The organism is Mesorhizobium sp. M1227, from assembly GCF_040318315.1.
Lineage (GTDB): Bacteria > Pseudomonadota > Alphaproteobacteria > Rhizobiales > Rhizobiaceae > Mesorhizobium.
Map to the genome: position 1 here is coordinate 187,530 of NZ_JAMYLZ010000002.1, position 17,725 is coordinate 205,254.

17 protein-coding genes and 1 pseudogene are annotated in these 17,725 nt (G+C 62.7%); 15 read left to right on the forward strand and 3 right to left on the reverse strand.

The annotated features are described in order from the left end of the window. Positions 1-90: 90 nt before the first annotated feature. Positions 91-1,013, forward strand: a pseudogene (gene ppk2, locus NKH28_RS04150) (polyphosphate kinase 2). Between the two features lie 48 nt (positions 1,014-1,061). On the opposite strand, the gene NKH28_RS04155 reads toward ppk2, so the two are convergent. The 3 genes from NKH28_RS04155 to NKH28_RS04165 all read right to left on the reverse strand — a co-directional run bounded on the left by NKH28_RS04155 (position 1,062) and on the right by NKH28_RS04165 (position 4,052). After that, positions 1,062-1,709 carry a dihydrofolate reductase family protein gene (locus NKH28_RS04155; RefSeq protein WP_352977916.1) on the reverse strand — a complete coding sequence of 216 codons (648 nt, stop codon included), beginning with the start codon at positions 1,707-1,709 and terminating at the stop codon, positions 1,062-1,064. A 400-nt stretch (positions 1,710-2,109) separates the two neighbouring features. After that, positions 2,110-3,141, reverse strand: coding sequence for a porphobilinogen synthase (gene hemB / locus NKH28_RS04160; protein WP_352542426.1), 1,032 nt, complete (start codon positions 3,139-3,141; stop codon positions 2,110-2,112). Between the two features lie 86 nt (positions 3,142-3,227). Continuing rightward, positions 3,228-4,052, reverse strand: coding sequence for a DUF8605 domain-containing protein (locus NKH28_RS04165; RefSeq protein WP_352472018.1), 825 nt, complete (start codon positions 4,050-4,052; stop codon positions 3,228-3,230). 145 nt (positions 4,053-4,197) lie between these two features. On the opposite strand from NKH28_RS04165, the gene NKH28_RS04170 reads away from it, so the two are divergent. From NKH28_RS04170 to osmF, 14 genes are all read left to right on the forward strand, one after another. Continuing rightward, positions 4,198-5,241, forward strand: a complete 1,044-nt coding sequence (locus NKH28_RS04170) for an enoyl-CoA hydratase/isomerase family protein (protein ID WP_352542403.1) — start codon at positions 4,198-4,200, stop codon at positions 5,239-5,241. After that, positions 5,238-5,660 carry a DUF6163 family protein gene (locus NKH28_RS04175; RefSeq protein WP_023674485.1) on the forward strand — a complete coding sequence of 141 codons (423 nt, stop codon included), beginning with the start codon at positions 5,238-5,240 and terminating at the stop codon, positions 5,658-5,660. The genes NKH28_RS04170 and NKH28_RS04175 overlap by 4 nt, the downstream gene beginning before the upstream one ends. Before the next feature lie 202 nt (positions 5,661-5,862). Beyond that, positions 5,863-6,378 carry a transcriptional regulator LdtR gene (gene ldtR / locus NKH28_RS04180; RefSeq protein WP_023674486.1) on the forward strand — a complete coding sequence of 172 codons (516 nt, stop codon included), beginning with the start codon at positions 5,863-5,865 and terminating at the stop codon, positions 6,376-6,378. Between the two features lie 338 nt (positions 6,379-6,716). Next, entirely contained in the window at positions 6,717-7,970 is a 1,254-nt protein-coding gene (locus tag NKH28_RS04185; protein ID WP_352977918.1) for a L,D-transpeptidase family protein, read from the forward strand. Between the two features lie 129 nt (positions 7,971-8,099). After that, positions 8,100-9,746 carry a Na+/H+ antiporter gene (locus NKH28_RS04190; protein WP_352977920.1) on the forward strand — a complete coding sequence of 549 codons (1,647 nt, stop codon included), beginning with the start codon at positions 8,100-8,102 and terminating at the stop codon, positions 9,744-9,746. A 116-nt stretch (positions 9,747-9,862) separates the two neighbouring features. Beyond that, positions 9,863-11,176 (forward strand): serine hydroxymethyltransferase, encoded by a 1,314-nt coding sequence (gene glyA, locus NKH28_RS04195; RefSeq protein WP_352449301.1) that lies wholly within the window; start codon positions 9,863-9,865, stop codon positions 11,174-11,176. A 70-nt stretch (positions 11,177-11,246) separates the two neighbouring features. Beyond that, the gene (locus NKH28_RS04200) at positions 11,247-11,831 is read left to right on the forward strand and encodes an invasion associated locus B family protein (protein WP_352472055.1); all 585 of its coding nucleotides are present in this window, start codon (positions 11,247-11,249) and stop codon (positions 11,829-11,831) included. A 153-nt stretch (positions 11,832-11,984) separates the two neighbouring features. Further along, complete coding sequence (gene nrdR / locus NKH28_RS04205; RefSeq protein WP_352472013.1) at positions 11,985-12,494, forward strand: transcriptional regulator NrdR; 510 nt, start codon at positions 11,985-11,987, stop codon at positions 12,492-12,494. 2 nt (positions 12,495-12,496) lie between these two features. Further along, positions 12,497-13,627 (forward strand): bifunctional diaminohydroxyphosphoribosylaminopyrimidine deaminase/5-amino-6-(5-phosphoribosylamino)uracil reductase RibD, encoded by a 1,131-nt coding sequence (gene ribD / locus NKH28_RS04210; protein WP_352977922.1) that lies wholly within the window; start codon positions 12,497-12,499, stop codon positions 13,625-13,627. A gap of 30 nt (positions 13,628-13,657) precedes the next feature. Next, on the forward strand, positions 13,658-14,275 hold the full coding sequence (locus NKH28_RS04215; protein ID WP_352501515.1) for a riboflavin synthase: 618 nt from the start codon (positions 13,658-13,660) through the stop codon (positions 14,273-14,275). Positions 14,276-14,405: 130 nt separating this feature from the next. Then, positions 14,406-14,900 carry a 6,7-dimethyl-8-ribityllumazine synthase gene (gene ribH, locus NKH28_RS04220; RefSeq protein WP_023674495.1) on the forward strand — a complete coding sequence of 165 codons (495 nt, stop codon included), beginning with the start codon at positions 14,406-14,408 and terminating at the stop codon, positions 14,898-14,900. Continuing rightward, on the forward strand, positions 14,897-15,397 hold the full coding sequence (gene nusB, locus NKH28_RS04225) for a transcription antitermination factor NusB (protein ID WP_023674496.1): 501 nt from the start codon (positions 14,897-14,899) through the stop codon (positions 15,395-15,397). The genes ribH and nusB overlap by 4 nt, the downstream gene beginning before the upstream one ends. After that, a complete protein-coding gene (locus NKH28_RS04230) occupies positions 15,394-16,611 on the forward strand; it encodes an MFS transporter (RefSeq protein WP_352501517.1) in 1,218 nt (405 codons plus the stop codon). Before nusB ends, NKH28_RS04230 begins: the two co-directional genes overlap by 4 nt. A 159-nt stretch (positions 16,612-16,770) precedes the next feature. After that, positions 16,771-17,682, forward strand: coding sequence for a glycine betaine ABC transporter substrate-binding protein OsmF (gene osmF, locus NKH28_RS04235; protein ID WP_352682048.1), 912 nt, complete (start codon positions 16,771-16,773; stop codon positions 17,680-17,682). The last annotated feature ends 43 nt before the right edge of the window (positions 17,683-17,725 follow it).

The window sequence follows — 17,725 nt, forward strand, 5'->3', positions numbered from 1 at the left end:
CATCGGTCCAGCGCTTCGATTTCCGGCCGCCGGGCCGGGCGGCAGAGCGCCTGACAGCGGCCGGCAAGGCCTGTAAGCGGAGCAGCGTAAATGACCGAGATAAAACAGAATTCCCCGGCCAGGGACTGGCTGGAAGCGGAACTCGCCGACACGCTGGATGAAGACTATGAGCTGGAAATCTCGGAGCCGGCGCTGTCGATGGAGATCGCCAAGATCTACAAGAATGCGCATCCGCCATCGATCGACCGCCTGCAGTATTTTCGCGATCTCATCACGCTGCAATCCGAGTTGATCAAGCTGCAGTCCTGGGTCGCCTATCACAAGAAGAAGCTCGTCGTGGTTTTCGAGGGCCGCGACTCGGCGGGCAAGGTGGTGTTATCAAGCGCATCACCCAGAGGCTTAATCCGCGCATCTGCCGCGTCGCAGCACTTCCGGCGCCGACCGAGCGCGAGAAGTCGCAATGGTATTTCCAGCGCTACGTTCCGCATCTGCCGGCCGGCGGCGAGATCGTGCTGTTCGACCGCTCCTGGTACAACCGCTCCGGCGTCGAGCGGGTAATGGGCTTTGCCCAGCCGGATCAGGTCGAGGAGTTCTTCCGCGACGTTCCGGATTTCGAACGCATGCTGGTCCGCTCGGGCATTACGCTTGTCAAATACTGGTTTTCGATCACCGACGAGGAGCAGCAGATGCGCTTTTTGATGCGCATCCATGACCCGATGAAGCAATGGAAACTGTCGCCGATGGACCTCCAGTCGCGCGTGCGCTGGGAGCAGTACACCAAGGCCAAGGAAGAAACGTTCGCCCGCACCAATATCCCGGAAGCCCCGTGGTTCATCGTCGAGGGCAACGACAAGAAGAAACGGGCACGGCTGAACTGCATCGACCATCTCCTTAAGCAGATGCTCTATGAGGAGGTGCCGCACGAGGAGATCACACTGCCGAAGCGCGTCTTCAATCCCGAATACGAGCGCCAGGTACTGCCGCGCGAACTGTATGTGCCGGAGAAGTACTGACTAAAGCGGCGAGGAGGGCGCCGCTCCATGGCGGCCCCCTGCAACAAGCTAGGTGCGCTCGATGATGACATGCGTGGCCTTCGGCGTCGCGACCTGCTCGCTGCAGCGATAGCCGAGCTTGGGCATGTCGATGCCGGCAAAAAGGCTCTCGCCGGCGCCTAGCAGGACCGGTGAGATCGCCAGATGCATTTCGTCGATGAGCTTTTCCTTGAGATATTGCCGGATCGTAGAAACGCCGCCGCCCAGCCGTATATCCTTACCGTCAGCCACTGCCTTCGCCTTCTCCAGCGCTGGGTGGATGCCGTCGGTCACGAAATAGAAGGTCGTGCCGCCCTCCATGACAATAGGATCACGCGCATGGTGCGTGAGCACGAAGACCGGCACGTGGTAGGGTGGGTTGTCACCCCACCAGCCTTTCCAGCTGTCATCCGGCCATTCGCCGCGGATCGGCCCAAACATGTTGCGGCCGAGGATCCATGCGCCGACATTTTCGAAGCTGCGTCCCGCGAACGCCTCGTCGGTGTCCGTGGTCCCGCCATCCTTGCCGAGGACCATCTTGCGGAAGGTGCGGGTGCCGAACATCCATTCGTGCAGGGCTTCTCCGCCAACACCCAGCGGGTTCTTCAGGTCTTGGTCGGGACCGGCGCCGAAGCCGTCGATCGACAGGGTGAAGGCGCTGACGCGAAGCTTGGACATGGGAGCCTCCTCGATAACCAATTGTGACATGCAAGCAGTTATCGGGGTAGCTTAACTGATTGCATTTTGCAAGCGGTATTTTGAATCGCCGGCGGGGCAATCGCTTCCAAATCATGTTGGAATAACCAATCTCAATGTCGGCGCCGCCCGTCATCCGCCTGCCGGCAGCTTCTCCCTCTATAGTGACGGGGAGAAGGGGCTGGCCGCAACGTCGATGTTTTTGCAACGCTGGAGATTGGTGAAATCTTTTACGAACGCGTCTTTCTCCCTGCCACTTTACAGGGAGAAATGCCCGGCAGGGCAACGAGGGGCAGCGTAAACTTGAAGCGATGTCCTGCGGCGTTCCATGTCGCGCTTTGGACGAACGAACACTACTCGATGTAGACGCTACAAAGGCGCATCACCCCTTGAGCATCGCCGCCACTTCCGGCGCGAAGTAGGTCAGGATGCCGTCGCAGCCGGCGCGCTTGAAGGCGAGCAGCGATTCCAGCATCGCCTTTTCGCCGTCGATCCAGCCATTGGCGGCGGCGGCCTTGATCATCGAATATTCGCCCGAGACCTGATAGGCAAAGGTCGGCATCTGCAACTCGACTTTCAGCCGGCGGATGATGTCGAGATAGGGCAGGCCGGGCTTGACCATCAGCATGTCGGCGCCCTCGGCCAGATCCTGCTCGGCCTCGCGCACCGCTTCGTCGGAATTGGCGTGATCGATATAATAGGTCTTCTTGTCGCCCTTGAGCAGGCCGGCGGTGCCGACCGCCTCACGGTAGGGGCCGTAAAAAGCGGATGCGAACTTGGTCGCATAGGACATGATCGCCACATCCTGAAATCCATTGGCGTCGAGAGCATCGCGGATGGCACCGATCCGGCCGTCCATCATGTCCGAGGGGGCAATGATGTCGGCCCCCGCCGCCGCCTGGATGACGGCCGCCGCCGTCACTTGCTCCACCGTTTCATCATTGACGATAATGCCCTCGCGCAAGATGCCGTCATGGCCATGCGAGGTGAACGGGTCAAGCGCCGCGTCGGTGATGATGCCGATCTCCGGCACCGCCCGCTTGATGGCGCGGGTGGCGCGGTTGATGATGTTTTCCGGATCGAGGATGTGCGAACCGGTCTGATCGCGCAGGCCGAGCTCCACATTGGGGAAAGTGGCGATCGCCGGAATGCCAAGCTTGGCCGCGCGCTCAGCCTCCTTGACGGCGAGGTCGAGCGACAGGCGGAACACGCCGGGCATGGCGGCGATCGGTTCGCGCACTTGTCTGCCGTCGACGACGAAGATCGGCCAAATCAGATCGTCGACCGAGAGCCGGTTCTCCTGGACAAGGCGGCGCGACCAATCGGCCTTGCGCATGCGCCGCAGACGCCGGCTGCCGGTGATCTCGTCGACGCTGCGCGCGCCGGCAGGCTTTGCAGGGGTGAATTTGTTCATCGCAAAAACTCCGGATCGGGCGGCTTTTACCACGAGCCTCCGCTGCTGACCAATGCGACACGATTGTGCCAGGGTCCTGTCGGGCGCTATTCTGGTTGGCCATTGCCCGACAGGATCTGCGCAGCACCCCGCATGGCGACGCGGAATGCCTCGTCGAAGCTGACGCCGCGCACTTGCCAATTGTAGCTCTTGCCATTCAAGGCAAGCCGCCAGTCGGCTATCCAGCCCAGTTCCTTGTCGCTCCAGACGATACTGCCGGCGAGCGCCTGGTCGGCTCCGGCCTTCCTGGCAAGCTGGTCCAGCGTCGTGATATCGGCATGACGCAGGGCCTGGTCGTCAAGCTTCGAGGCCGACAGCAGTGACGCTTCGGGAAACACAATCGGCATGACCAGCGGACCGGTGGCATTGACGAAGGATTCGCGCATCGCCGCCCCGCGCTCATCGTCGGCGGTCAGCACGAACTGCCTTGTGCCTTGCTCCGCCGCCAGGAAAATTGCCAGGCGTGGCCGCTCGCCAAGCCATGGTTTGCTGCCAAGCGCGGCAAGCACCGGATCGATAACGTCAGGCCTGTACAGACAAGTGAGATCATGCGGCCGGTCATGGGTGCCTTGTTCGTCATGGATTGGAATGCCTTCGAGACGGTCGCGATAGCGGAATTCGGCAACGAAGCTGCCGGCCTTGTCGCGCAGCGCCGCCATCTCAGTTCTCTTCGGCAGCCGCTGATCGCCGGACACACGAACCAGCACCGCATCGAGGCAGGCCTTGAAGCCGATCTGCCTGTTGACCTCGCCCTGGCCGGTGACGATGGTCTGCGATTGATAGAGCTCGTCGACGGTTTCGGCCGATACGGGAGGAGTGTTCGCAGCGATCAGGCCGACCACCATAACAGCAAGGCGCGGCAACCAAGGCATGGTTCAACCTTCCGGTTCAAAGCGCCAGCATTAGCACTGGGTGACGCCGACGACCATGCAGCGGATTGGCCGCCGCCATTGACGCGGCCATGCGCCACGCTTTAGCACTTCACTCCCGGCGGGCGCGGGGAGGGATTCTCTGGCGATGGATTTTGGCGGAGGCGACGAGATTCGCTTCGAAAGATTGGGCAGGGCTGGCGTCGTCACGCTGACGCGGCCGCAGGCGCTCAATGCCGTAACCCACCGCATGGTCAAGGCGCTGGACAAGGCGCTGCGCAGTTGGGAGCGCGACGACGGCGTCGACGTTGTCGTCGTCAAGGCCGAGGGCAGGGCATTTTCGGCGGGCGGCGACATCCTCCACATCTACGAAGCCGGCCGCGCAGGAAGGCCTCCGGTCGATTTCTTCGCCGATGAATACCGGCTGAACGCCCGCATCGCCCGCTTCAAGAAACCCTATGTCGCGGTGATCGACGGCATCGTCATGGGCGGCGGCGTAGGTATCTCCTTCCATGGTTCGCAGCGAGTGCTGACCGAAAACGCCCAGTTTGCCATGCCCGAGGTCGGCATCGGCTTTTTCCCGGATGTCGGCGCCAGCCATCTGTTGCCGGATCTCGGCGGCAGCTTCGGCATGTATCTGGCGCTGACCGGCAACCGCATCCGCTATGGCGATGCTTTGTGCTCGGGCCTCGCCACCCATACGATCAAGGCGGAGGACCAGGCCGGCTTCCTCGACCGTCTGGCGGAAAGCGGCGACCCGGAATCGGTGCTGCGCGGCTGCTTCGTCCCGGCCAGGCGCGAGACCGACAGGCCGACGCTGGAAGCCATCGCCCGGCATTTCGCGCAGCCGTCGCTGGCCGATATCGTCGCCAGTCTGGAGCGGGCAGCCGCTGCCGACGAGTTCGCGGCAAAGACGCTGGCCACCATCCGCACACGTTCACCGACCAGCCTGCATGTTGCATGGCGCCAGATTAGCGCCGGGCAGACGTTGTCGATGGACGAGTGCATGAAAATGGAGTTCCGTATCCTCAACCGCATGCTTGCCGGGCACGACTTCTATGAAGGTATCCGCGCCGCCATCATCGATAAAGGCTCGACGCCGCAATGGCGGCCGGCAGGTATCGATGACGTCAGCGCCGCCAACGTCGACGCCTATTTCGCATCGCTCGGCGAACGGGAACTGAAGCTGTGAGCGAGGTCGCCTCGAGACGCGTGGTGCTGCAGCCCTCGACGATCGAGGTCATCTTCGCCTGGTTCCAGCGCGTCATCGCCGGCTACTGTCTGCTGTTCGGCATCTTGTACTGGATCCGGCTGATCGGCTTTTACCCCGGCCCGTTGTGGCGCTTCGACCTGATGCCGGTACACTGGCAGGTGGCGGCGGTGGTGCTGGCGGTGTTTTTTCCGTTCGCTGCCGCCGGCCTGTGGATGCTGGCGTCCTGGGGGCCGGTGATCTGGTTCATCTGCGCGGTGACCGAGTGCGTCATGTATGCTGGCTTCCCCGAGTTGTTCGGCCACCGGCCGCTGATCGTCGCCTCGCACCTTGCGGTGGCGCTGCTCTACATAGTGTTCCGCGTGGTGATCTGGATCCAGAAGCGGCAACCCCGGCGATAGCAATTCCGGCCAGGATCGTTGGCTAAATCTTTAGGTTAATTATCCTTGCTCGGGTGACCGTCCGTTAAGCCTCTTTCGAAACCCCTTACCGGTAAGCTCTTGTTAGCCTTGGCGTTTAAGTCGAATTTTATGAGTATTCGATAGTGTCGCGGTCAAGGTGAAGAACAAAAAATCACCGGGCGACAAACGAGAGGCAAAGACAATGATCAATTCGCGTCCGGCGGCGAAGACCGCCAACGTATCCGATGACCGCCGCGAGGCGATCCGTTCGCTGTACATGGAATCGCTGCAGCTGGTCGAGCGGCTGCATCGCCGTCTGCTTGATGTGATCAAGGACGAATTCGACCGCAACGGTCGCTCCGACATCAACGCCATCCAGGCGCTGCTCCTGTTCAACATCGGCAATTCGGAGCTGACCGCCGGCGAACTGCGCTCGCGTGGCTACTATCTCGGCTCGAACGTCTCCTACAATCTGAAGAAGCTGGTCGATCTCGGCTTCATCAACCACCAGCGCTCGCGCATCGACCGCCGTTCGGTGCGGGTTTCGCTGACGCCGAAGGGCAATGAGGTGGCGGAAGTCGTCGCCGGCCTCTACGAGCGCCATGTCGGTTCGATCGAGCAGGTTGGCGGCATCAACACGGAGGAGTTCAAGCAGATGAACCGCGCCCTGCAGCGCCTGGATCGGTTCTGGAACGATACCATCGCCTACCGGATGTAATCGCATCCGCCGCATCTAGATTTGAAGCTGGACTACGGAAGTGCTGCCGCGGAGTGGACCAAAGGCCGGTGCCGAAAAGCACCGGTCTTGCCGTTTCGTCAGGCCGGCCGATCCAAATTCGAGCAACAGCCACGTTGCCGCCATATTCCAATGGAACCGAAGATGCGGGTGATGCTGGGGCCAAAGCCGTGCATTTGTCCTGTGCTCAAGTCACTTCCCATGTGGTTTTACACCGAAGTGATGCGGGCCATGGTTGGCTAATTGTTAAGAAGCCAACTCTAGAGTGCGGGCGAGACCGCCCGGTGGGTTGAATTGTAGCAAGAATGTCTGGAACGTCCATGAGAACCAGCCGCCGTTTCTTCCTTTCAGGAGCCTCCGCGCTCGCAGCCGCAATGGTCGCCGGCCGCGCCAGTGCACAGGATGTGATCGGGGATATCCTGAAATCCTCGGCGCGCGGCAATTGGGACGACCAATTCGATGCGCATGCCAGCGAAGGCGGCAAGGTTGCCTCGACGCTGCCGATCTTCAGCCTGCAGACGGTGTCCTTCACCGAGCAGGCGATCATGCAGTATCAGAATATCGTCGCGCAAGGCGGCTGGGAACAGGTTCCAGACACCAAGAAGCTGCAGCTTGGCGTCGAGGATCCCGATGTGGTGCCGCTGCGCAGGCGCTTGATGATATCGGGCGATCTGGCGCAGAGCGCCGGGCTCTCGGAAGCGTTCGATTCGTACGTCGACTCGGCGCTCAAGCGCTTCCAGTTGCGTCACGGCTTGCCGGCCGACGGAACCACGGGCAAATATACTTTCGCGGCAATGAACGTGTCGGCGCCGGTTCGGCTTGGTCAGCTCCAGACCAATCTGCAACGGCTGCGTGAGCGGGCCGGCACGCTTGGCAACCGCTATGTTCTGGTCGACATCCCGGCGGCGCAGATCGAGGCTGTCGAGAACGACCGCGTTGTGCTGCGCCACACCGCAATCGTCGGCAAGATCGATCGCCAGACGCCGATCGTCAATTCCAAGATCAACGAAATCATCGTCAATCCGTACTGGAACGCGCCGGTCTCGATCGTGCGCAAGGATATCATTCCGTTGATGCGGAAGGACCCCAACTATCTCAAGGATAGCCATATCCGCCTGTTTGCGCCGGACGGCAGCGAGGTCGACCCAATGACGGTCGACTGGTCGACCGATGATGCCGCCAAATACCGCTTCCGCCAGGATCCCGGTTCCGGCAACGCGATGGCCTCAGTCAAGATCAATTTTCCCAGCCCGGACGGCGTCTACATGCACGACACGCCGCAGCAGAGCCTGTTCGGCAAGCTGATGCGCTTCGATTCCTCTGGCTGCGTGCGGGTTCAGAACGTGCGCGACCTCGTCACCTGGATTCTGCGCGACACACCGGGCTGGGATCGCCAGCATTTCGAGGCGGCGATCAAGACCGGGGAGAACACGCCGGTGCAGGTCACCAATCCGGTGCCGGTTTATTTTCTCTACGTCTCGGCCTGGTCGACAGGGCCGGGCGTGGTCCAGTTCCGTGACGACATTTACGGCCTCGACGGGGCCAACGAGCTGCAGATCACATCCGCGCTCTAAGCAGCTGAGTTCATTTGCAAAAAGGCCGCCGGAAGGGCGGCCTTTTTCGTTGCCGGGGTCTTTCGCGGCAAGCTTTGCTGGACTGATTGCCGGCAAAGAACGCGCGGCGCTGTAGTCGGAAATCGCATCATGCATGTCGCAATTTTCATTCTGGTCGTGCTCATCTTCGTCGCCGTTTCGGGCGCGCTGGTCCGGCTGGTGCGGGTGCCGCTGCCGGTACTGCAGATCGCCATCGGTGCAGCGCTCGCCTGGCCGGTGCGTGGAATGCATGTCGAGATCGATCCCGAGCTGTTCCTGCTGGTGTTCATCCCGCCGCTGCTGTTCAGCGACGCCTATGGTGCGCCCAAGCGCGAACTGATCGCGCTGCGCGGGCCGATCCTCGACCTCGCCATCGGGCTGGTCTTCTTCACCATTGTCGGCTTCGGCTACGCTTTGCACTGGCTTGTCCCGAGCATCCCGCTCGTCGTCGCTTTCGCACTTGCTGCGGTGCTGTCGCCCACCGATGCGGTGGCCGTCTCCTCGATCGTCGACAAGAGCCTGGTCCCGGCCCGGCTGATGCACATCCTGGAGGGCGAGGCGCTGCTCAACGATGCGTCGGGCCTCGTGATGTTCCGCTTTGCGGTGGCAGCTGCCTTGACCGGCAGCTTCTCCTTCGTCGCGGCATCCGTGACTTTCCTCTATGCCGTCGCTGCCGGCATCCTGGCCGGCGTGGCTGCCTTGTTCGTCGCCGCCAAGGTGCTGCAATTGCTGAACCGTATCGGCGGCGTGCCGTCCGAGGCGCAGGTGCTGGTCATGGTCCTGCTGCCGTTCATCGCCTATCTCGGCGCCGAGAATGTCGGCGCCTCGGGCATTCTGGCGGCGGTCACGGCCGGAGTGCTCACCGGCGGCTCCGGGATTTTCCGCTTTCTCGGCGTCTCGGCGCGCATACAGACCGTATCGCTGTGGACGACGCTATCCTTCGTCTTCAACGGCGCGCTGTTCATCCTGCTCGGGTTGCAGCTTCCCGACATCATCGGCAACGTGCCGCCTGAGCTCGGCAGCCGCTATCCGGTCATCCAGCCAATCGCCACGGTGGTCGCGCTGACACTATGCCTGATCGGGCTGCGCTTCCTGTGGATCTGGGTCGGCGACATCGCGACGCGCGTCTCAGCGCGATTACGCGAGCAGAAGGCCGAGCCGTTCGGGCTGCGCGTCCGGATCGCCGGCTCTGTTGCCGGCGTGCGCGGCGCCATCACGCTGGCCGGCATCCTGTCGCTGCCGCTCACCATGCCGAATGGTTCGCCCTTTCCGGCGCGCGACGTGGTGATCTTCCTCGCCGCAGGCGTCATCATCTGCTCATTGCTCATAGCCAGCCTTGCCTTGCCCAAGGTGGCACGGGGGCTGGTCGAGCCGGGCGAGGATCCTGGCGCTGCCGAGGAGCGTCTTGCGCGCGTGGGCGCGGCCAACGCCGCCATCGCCCGCATCGAGAGCATGGCCGGCGCGACCGACGGCGATGAAGGGGAAATACCCGGCGCCCGGCTTGCCGCCGCCGACAGCATCGTCGCCGGCTACCGTCGCCGCATCGCTGCCTCCGACGAGGCCGACGAGGCGCGCGCCGAGGCCCGCGAGGCCGGACGGCTGGAGCTCGAATTGAGGCTGGCGGGCATTGAGGCCGAACGCGCAGCGGTTCGCGCAATGTTTCGCAGCGGCCAGATTAACGACCATACGATGCAGGCGCTGTTCACCGAGATCACGCTCACCGAGGCCCTGCTGAAGGGCCGGCAGGCAAGGAAATAGAGGCTGCCAGTCTCTCTGGCGCAATCCGGCCAGCAAATTTCGCGCTGCAAACGTGGCGGGCCGAAAGCAACTGTGTTAATGGCGCGACAGACCCCGAACCTTGAGGATTTCAGCCCATGGCAACAGCAGCGGCAGTGTCGAACAAATTCGAATCCTTTTTCGAAACCACGCTTGCCGATGCCGACCCCGAGATTTTCGGCGCAATCCGCAACGAACTCGGCCGCCAGCGCCACGAGATCGAGCTGATTGCCTCGGAAAATATCGTCTCGCGTGCCGTGCTCGAGGCACAGGGGTCGATCATGACCAACAAATATGCCGAGGGCTATCCGGGCAAGCGCTACTATGGCGGCTGCCAATTCGTCGATGTCGCCGAGGAACTGGCCATCGAACGCGCGAAAAAGCTGTTCGGCTGCAACTTCGCCAACGTCCAGCCGAATTCCGGTAGCCAGATGAACCAGGCGGTGTTCCTAGCGTTGCTGCAGCCCGGCGACACCTTCATGGGCCTCGACCTCAATTCCGGCGGACACCTGACACATGGCTCGCCGGTCAATATGAGCGGCAAATGGTTCAAGGTCGTCTCCTATGGCGTACGCCGGGACGATCATCTGCTCGACATGGATGCGATCGAGAAGACCGCCCATGAGACCAGGCCGAAATTGATCCTGGCCGGCGGCACAGCCTATTCACGTGTCTGGGACTGGAAGCGTTTTCGCGAGATCGCCGATTCGATCGGTGCCTATCTGATGGTCGACATGGCCCACATCGCCGGCCTGGTCGCCGGCGGCATGCATCCGTCGCCGCTGCCGCATGCCCATGTGGTCACCACCACGACGCACAAATCGCTGCGCGGGCCGCGCGGCGGCATGATCCTTTGCAACGACGAGGATATTGCCAAGAAGATGAATTCGGCCGTCTTCCCCGGCCTGCAGGGTGGACCGCTGATGCATGTGATCGCCGCCAAGGCGGTGGCTCTGGGCGAGGCGCTGAAGCCGAGCTTCAAGATCTATGCGGAGAGCGTCGTCGCCAATGCCAAGGCGCTGGCCTCCAGTCTGCAGGAAACCGGTCTCGACATCGTCTCCGGCGGCACCGACAACCATCTGATGTTGGTCGACCTGCGTCCCAAGAACGCAACCGGCAAGCGCGCCGAGGCTGCCCTTGGCCGCGCCAACATCACCTGCAACAAGAACGGCATCCCCTTCGATCCGGAAAAGCCTTTCGTGACATCGGGCGTTCGGCTCGGCACGCCGGCCGGCACCACGCGCGGCTTCGGTCAGGCCGAGTTCCGCGAGATCGGCAAGCTGATCGCCGAAGTGCTGGATGGACTGAAGGTCGCCAATTCCGACGAGGGCAATGCGGCCGTCGAGGCAACCGTGAAGGCCAAAGTGGCGGCATTGACGGATCGTTTTCCGCTTTACCCGTATCTTGGTTGACGCAGGGCGTCGGTCCCCCAACTGTGACGGCGCCGATCAACTGGCCACGGCTGCATCTCGGAGACGCTTGATGATGATGCGAATTTTCCGTTTCACCAGTGTTGGCGCTGCCTTGCTCACCTTAGCCACCTCTCAGCTACTCGGCGCGGCGTTGGCGCAGACCGAGCCGACGCCGGCAGCACCCAAGACAGAGACTTTCGGCAGGTGGTCCACCACGGTGGACGAGGTCAACACCGGTGAGGACGTGCGCAAGACCTGCGCCGCCTCGACGGTCTTTTTCGACGCTAACGGCACCAGTGGCACCCTCACGCTGGCCATCTCGAATGGCGACGTACTGCCACCCGAGGGCTATCCGAGCCTCATCATCGCCGTGAGAAACAGTGACTTGCCCAAGGGGGACAACATCCCGGCGGTGTTCCGCGACGTCAACGACAAGATCAAGGCTGGTTTTCATATTATCGCCGACGGACAGTGGATGATGGACAACAAACCCGAGACCACGGTTGCCATACTGCGTGCCATGCGCCGTACCAGCGCCCTCGATGTCAGCTTCGCCGACAAGCCGGTCGCGACGATATCGATGGACGGCTTCACCAAGGCCTATCGCTATCTCGGCACGTCCTGCGGCTTCCCGACCGGCGACGTCGCTCCCTGATTGGCGTATTGCCGTCCAACTGATTGCCGCTCTCGCAATTTTCCTCGTGCCTCGCTATCTCTGAGGCGCGATCGGTCATCGGCCATACTTTGCCATCGTGGCAAAAACCTCTAAGCCGTTCGCACTACGAGAATCGCGAACCGAAGGCTCTCCATGCGCTGTCCCTACTGTCAGTCCGAAGATACGCAGGTGAAGGATTCGCGCCCTGCCGAAGACGGTGCAGCGATCCGCAGGCGGCGCGTCTGCCCGGATTGCGGCGGCCGCTTCACCACTTTCGAGCGCGTCCAATTGCGCGATCTCGTCGTGGTGAAGAAGTCTGGGCGCAAGGTGCCGTTCGACCGCGACAAGTTGCTGCGCTCAGTCGAGATCGCGGTACGCAAGCGCAATGTCGACCCGGAACGTATCGATCGGGCGGTGACCGGCATCGTGCGCCAGCTCGAAAGCTCGGGCGAGACCGAGGTGGCCTCGGGGGAAGTCGGCCGGCTGGTCATGGAGGCGCTTAAGTCGCTCGATGATGTCGCCTATGTGCGCTTTGCCTCCGTCTACCGCAATTTCCGCGAGGCCAAGGATTTCCACGACGTGTTGGGCGAACTCAAAGGCGACGAGCTCAAAGCCGACGAGCCCAGGGGCGAAGAGCTGAAGAGCGAAGAGGACGCCAGCTGAGCATGGCAGGGTCCGGACGCAGCACGGCTGAACAAGAGGTCCTCGATCGCCGCTATATGGCGGCAGCCCTCAGGCTGTCGCGCAAGAATGCCGGGCGGACCTCGACCAACCCTTCCGTCGGCACGCTGATCGTGCGCGATGACGGCGACGGGCCGATGATCGTCGGCAGCGGCGTCACCGCCGTCGGCGGCCGGCCGCATGCCGAGACCGAGGCTTTGGCAGAGGCCGGCGAACTGGCGCGCGGCGCCACCGCCTATGTAACGCTGGAGCCCTGCGCCCATCACGGCCGCACGCCGCCTTGCGCCAATGCGCTGGTCAGTGTCGGCGTGGCGCGTGTGGTCGGCGCTGCCAGCGATCCTGACCCGCGTGTTTCCGGCAAGGGCTATGCAATCTTGCGTGCCGCCGGCGTCGAAGTGGTGGAAAAAGTGTTGGCGGCCGAGGCTGCGGAGCAGATGGCCGGCTATTTGATTCGATCTCTGAAAAAACGCCCGGAAGTGATCCTGAAACTTGCGCTTTCGAGCGACAACAAGATCGGCGTGAAAGGCGAGGGACAGGTCTCCATCACCGGCGATATCGCCCGACGCGAAGTCTATCTGATGCGCGCCGGAGCCGATGGCATATTGATCGGCATCGGCACGGCACTGGAGGACGATCCGGCGCTGACGGTTCGGCTTCCGGGACTGGAGAGCCGTTCGCCGGCGCGCATCGTACTCGACCGTCAGATCAGGCTACCCGAGACCTCGAAACTGGTCGCCGGCGTCGATCGTGTGCCGCTCTATGTCGCTGCCTGCGCCGAGGCCGATCCGCACCGGCGCGCCGCGCTCGAACGTGCCGGCGTTCGCTTCATCGGTACTGAGACGTATGAAGGCGATATTGCGCTGCCGGAACTGCTCGAGGATCTGGCGGCGCTCGGCATGGCAAGCGTCCTGGTCGAGGGCGGCGCGAGGGTGGCCAAGGCGTTCCTCGACGAACAACTGGTCGATCGTATCGTGCTGTTTCAGGGGCCGGACGCGATCGGCGAGGGCGGCATTGTATCGCCGATCGATGCCAACAATATCCCGCCGGGATTTCGCAAATTGCGCAACATGCGTTTCGGCGAAGATACATATGCGGAATGGATAAGAGACATCTAGGACCGACCTGATGTTCACGGGGCCAAACTAATGTTCACTGGAATCGTCACCGATGTCGGCACCGTCGCTGCCGTGAAGCCGCTCAGGGAAGGCGTCGGTTTGCGTATCGACACCGCTTACGATCCGCAGACCATTGCCATCGGTGCCTCGATTTCCTGTGGCGGCGTCTGCCTGACGGTGACGGGATTGCCGGAAGACGGCGCCAACGCACGCTGGTTCGAGGTCGAGGCCTGGGAAGAAGCACTCAGGCTGACGACCGCGATGGGCTGGAAATCCGGCACGCGCATCAACCTGGAGCGGGCGCTGAAGATCGGCGACGAGCTTGGCGGCCATATCGTTTCAGGCCATGTAGACGGCATGGCCGAGATCGTGGGGCGCAAGGAGGAAGGCGACGCCGTTCGCTTCACCCTGGATGCACCGCGAGAGCTGGCCAAATTCATCGCGCCCAAGGGCTCCGTCGCACTCGACGGCACTTCGCTGACCGTCAACAAGGTCGAAGGCAGCCGCTTCGACGTGCTGTTGATCCACCACTCACTGACGGTCACCACCTGGGGCGAACGCCAGGTCGGCGATCGCGTCAATCTCGAGATCGACACCATGGCCCGCTATGCGGCGCGACTGGTGGAGGCGGCTAAAGAGGGGCTTTGAGGCGCTCGTCCATAAAGCCCATTCCCTGATGCGACCGCCGCCGAGTTGGCCTTGAAAGTTCCTTCGGCAATCTTCCGCTTGCGATCAAACCGGCTTCGGCCTAAGTCACCGGCGATCCCCGGAGACATCTATGGCAGGCACATCCCAACACGGCAAAGCGTTCATCCGTCCGAAGAAGAAGGCCCACCTTCTTGTCATCGAGGCGCGCTTTCACGACGACCTTGCCGACGCGTTGCTCGAAGGCGCGACAAAGGCCCTCGAGGAAGCGGGCGCGACATACGATGTCGTCACCGTTCCGGGCTCGCTCGAAATCCCGGCGGTGATTTCCTTCGCGCTCGACGGTGCCTCCGAAGGCGGGACGAACTATGACGGCTTCGTCGCCCTCGGCACGGTGGTCCGCGGCGACACCTATCATTTCGATATCGTCGCCAATGAATCCAGCCGTGCCCTGATGGACCTGTCCGTGCAGGATGCGGTCTGCATCGGCAACGGCATCCTGACCACCGAAAACGACGAACAGGCCTGGACACGGGCCAGGCGTTCGGAAGGCGACAAGGGCGGCTTTGCGGCGCGTGCGGCGCTGACCATGATCGCTCTAAAGGAACAGCTGGGAGCGCCCTCGTGAGCGAACCCGCTTCGCCCGGCCAGCCCACGGTGCGCCACGCCAACAAGCGCGGTGCTGCCCGTCTGGCCGCCGTGCAGGCGCTCTACCAGATGGATGTCGCCGGCAGCGGCGTCTTCGAGATCACCGCCGAGTACGAGGCGTTCAGGCTCGGCAAGGAAGTCGACGGCGCGCTCTATCGCGAGGCCGACGCGCAATGGTTTCGCGCCATTCTTGCCGGCGTTGTCGAGCACCAGAAGACCATCGATCCAGTCATCCGACAGGCGCTGACCGAGGACTGGCCTCTGTCGAGGCTCGATTCCACATTGCGCGCCATATTGCGCGCCGGCGTCTACGAGCTGATGCAGCGCGAGGACGTGCCGGTGGCGGTTATCGTCTCCGAATATGTCGACATCGCCAAGGCATTTTACGAGGAAGACGAGCCGAAACTGGTCAATGCGGTGCTTGATCGCGTGTCGCGCCGGGTGCGTGGCGAGGGCCGCGGCAAGGACGCCTCATGACTGCTATCGTCGCCGTTGGGGCGGGCAAGGAAGCGCGTCGCACCGCCTTCATCCTCGCAGCCTCGCAGGCGATCATCGGCTCGGCCGCACCCATCGCCATTTCCATGGGCGGATTGGCGGGGCAGTACCTGCTCGATGCTGACAAGTCGCTGGCAACCGCGCCGATCACCGGTTTCAATGTCGGCGTGGCGCTCGGTTCCTTGCCGGCCGCGGCGATCATCCGCCGGCTCGGCCAGCGCGACGGCTTCATGACCGGCACAGCGGTCACGGCGCTTGGCGGGCTGGTCGCCACGCTGGCGCTGTTTCATGCCAGCTTCTGGCTATTCGCTTTCGGCTTGGCCGTGATCGGCATCGGAGGCGCCTTCGTCCAGCAGTTCCGCTTTGCCGCCGCCGACAATGCGCCGCCTGAATTCAAGGCGCGCGCCATCTCCTTCGTGCTGGCCGGCGGCATCGTCACCGCCATCCTTGGACCGCAGATCGTCATCTTCACCGGCGACCTGTTCTCGCCGGTGAAGTTTGCCGGCTCGTTTGCGTCCATCCTGGTGCTGGCGGCGGTCGGCGCCGCCATTCTCTCTTTGTTGCGCATCCCGGCCAAGGCAACCGACAAGGTGGAAATCGCCGACAGCGACGCCCGGCCGCTCTCGGAAATCGTCACCAGGCCGCGCTTCGTCGCAGCGCTGTTTTGCGCCGTCGGCAGCTACGCGCTGATGAGCTTCGTCATGACGGGCGCGCCGCTGGCCATGGTCGGCTGCGGCCTTTCGACCGACGACGCCACGCTCGGCATTTCCTGGCATGTGATGGCGATGTTCGCGCCGAGCTTCTTCACGGGGTCGCTGATCTATCGCTTCGGCGCTGAGCGGATCGTGGCGATCGGCCTGGTGCTGCTGATTGGCTGCGCCACAGTGGCGCTGTCAGGGTTGGCACTGTGGCAGTTCTGGACGGCGCTGATCCTGCTCGGCCTTGGCTGGAACTTCAGCTTCATCGGTGCCACCGCCATGGTGGCCGACAGCTACCAGTCATCCGAAAAAGGCAAGGTCCAGGGGTTTCACGATTTCGTCCTGTTCGGCTCCGTCGCCTTCGCCTCGCTGATGTCGGGGGCGGTCTACAATGCCTGGGGCTGGGAGATGTTGAACTGGATGATTTTCCCGGTCGTCGTGCTGTGCTTCGTGGCACTGGGCGTGTTGAAGATGACGGGCTTGCGCGCGGCCAGCTGACGTCACGCTGTCGGGACGAGGCAACGGCGGAGTCACTCGCATCCGAACAAAATTATTGCGCCCATCCCCTTTCTTATGAAACCGTGTACCCCGACGGGGCATCGAAGCCATGCTCATATGCGGCAGCCGTATTCCGGTTCACAGCAAGGGATTTGTGAGATGTTTTCAATCAAGGTTCTGGCCGGCGCTGTACTGGCGCTCGGAGTTGCGTTGGCCTCGGCGAGTGCCCAGGTGGTGGTGTCGTCGAAGATCGACACCGAGGGCGGCGTGCTCGGCAATATCATCCAACTGGTGCTGAACGCCAACGATATCCAGACCACCGACCGCATCCAACTCGGCGGCACACCTGTGGTGCGCAAGGCGATTACAGCCGGCGAGATAGACATCTATCCGGAATACACCGGCAACGCCGCCTTCTTCTTCGAGAAGGCCGATGATCCGGTGTGGAAAGACGCCGCCAAGGCCTACGAGACTGCCAAGAAGCTCGACTACGACGCCAACAAGATCGTCTGGCTGTCACCGTCACCGGCGAACAATACCTGGGCGATCGCCCTGCGCAAGGAGGTCGCCGATACCAATAAGCTCGTCACCCTTTCCGACTTCGGCAAATATGTCTCGGGCGGCGGCAAGGTGGTGCTGGCGGCCTCCGCCGAGTTCGTCAATTCGGCGGCCGCGCTGCCCGCTTTCCAGAAGACCTATGGCTTCACGCTGAAGCCAGACCAGTTGATCACGCTGTCGGGCGGCGACACGGCGGCGACAATTGCCGCCGCAGCCAACCAGACCAACGGCGCCAACGCCGCCATGGTCTATGGCACCGACGGCGGCATCGCGCCCTCCGGCCTCGTCGTGCTTGAGGACGACAAGGGTGTGCAGCCGGTCTACCAGCCGGCGCCGATCATCCGCGAGGCGGTGCTGAAGGAGCATCCGGAGATCGAGACGCTGCTGAAGCCGGTGTTCGCCAAGCTCGATCTCGTCACGTTGCAGGAGTTGAATGGTCGCGTGCAGGTTGGCGGCGAGCCGGTCAAGGGCGTCGCCGAGGACTTTTTGAAAAAGAACGGCTTCCTGAAGTAAGGCGATTCCGGCGCTCCGCTTTCGAGGTGCGCCGGATCGGCCG

What these genes read in the sequence shown, in the direction of transcription:
- hemB (WP_352542426.1), bottom strand. Translation starts at nt 3,141, where the DNA reads ATGAACAAATTCACCCCTGCAAAGCCTGCCGGCGCGCGCAGCGTCGAC.
- glyA (WP_352449301.1), top strand. Translation starts at nt 9,863, where the DNA reads ATGGCAACAGCAGCGGCAGTGTCGAACAAATTCGAATCCTTTTTCGAA.
- ribD (WP_352977922.1), top strand. Translation starts at nt 12,497, where the DNA reads ATGGCAGGGTCCGGACGCAGCACGGCTGAACAAGAGGTCCTCGATCGC.
- osmF (WP_352682048.1), top strand. Translation starts at nt 16,771, where the DNA reads ATGTTTTCAATCAAGGTTCTGGCCGGCGCTGTACTGGCGCTCGGAGTT.
- NKH28_RS04185 (WP_352977918.1), top strand. Translation starts at nt 6,717, where the DNA reads ATGAGAACCAGCCGCCGTTTCTTCCTTTCAGGAGCCTCCGCGCTCGCA.
- ribH (WP_023674495.1), top strand. Translation starts at nt 14,406, where the DNA reads ATGGCAGGCACATCCCAACACGGCAAAGCGTTCATCCGTCCGAAGAAG.
- NKH28_RS04230 (WP_352501517.1), top strand. Translation starts at nt 15,394, where the DNA reads ATGACTGCTATCGTCGCCGTTGGGGCGGGCAAGGAAGCGCGTCGCACC.
- nrdR (WP_352472013.1), top strand. Translation starts at nt 11,985, where the DNA reads ATGCGCTGTCCCTACTGTCAGTCCGAAGATACGCAGGTGAAGGATTCG.
- NKH28_RS04170 (WP_352542403.1), top strand. Translation starts at nt 4,198, where the DNA reads ATGGATTTTGGCGGAGGCGACGAGATTCGCTTCGAAAGATTGGGCAGG.
- NKH28_RS04190 (WP_352977920.1), top strand. Translation starts at nt 8,100, where the DNA reads ATGCATGTCGCAATTTTCATTCTGGTCGTGCTCATCTTCGTCGCCGTT.
- ldtR (WP_023674486.1), top strand. Translation starts at nt 5,863, where the DNA reads ATGATCAATTCGCGTCCGGCGGCGAAGACCGCCAACGTATCCGATGAC.
- NKH28_RS04200 (WP_352472055.1), top strand. Translation starts at nt 11,247, where the DNA reads ATGATGATGCGAATTTTCCGTTTCACCAGTGTTGGCGCTGCCTTGCTC.
- NKH28_RS04165 (WP_352472018.1), bottom strand. Translation starts at nt 4,052, where the DNA reads ATGCCTTGGTTGCCGCGCCTTGCTGTTATGGTGGTCGGCCTGATCGCT.
- NKH28_RS04155 (WP_352977916.1), bottom strand. Translation starts at nt 1,709, where the DNA reads ATGTCCAAGCTTCGCGTCAGCGCCTTCACCCTGTCGATCGACGGCTTC.
- NKH28_RS04215 (WP_352501515.1), top strand. Translation starts at nt 13,658, where the DNA reads ATGTTCACTGGAATCGTCACCGATGTCGGCACCGTCGCTGCCGTGAAG.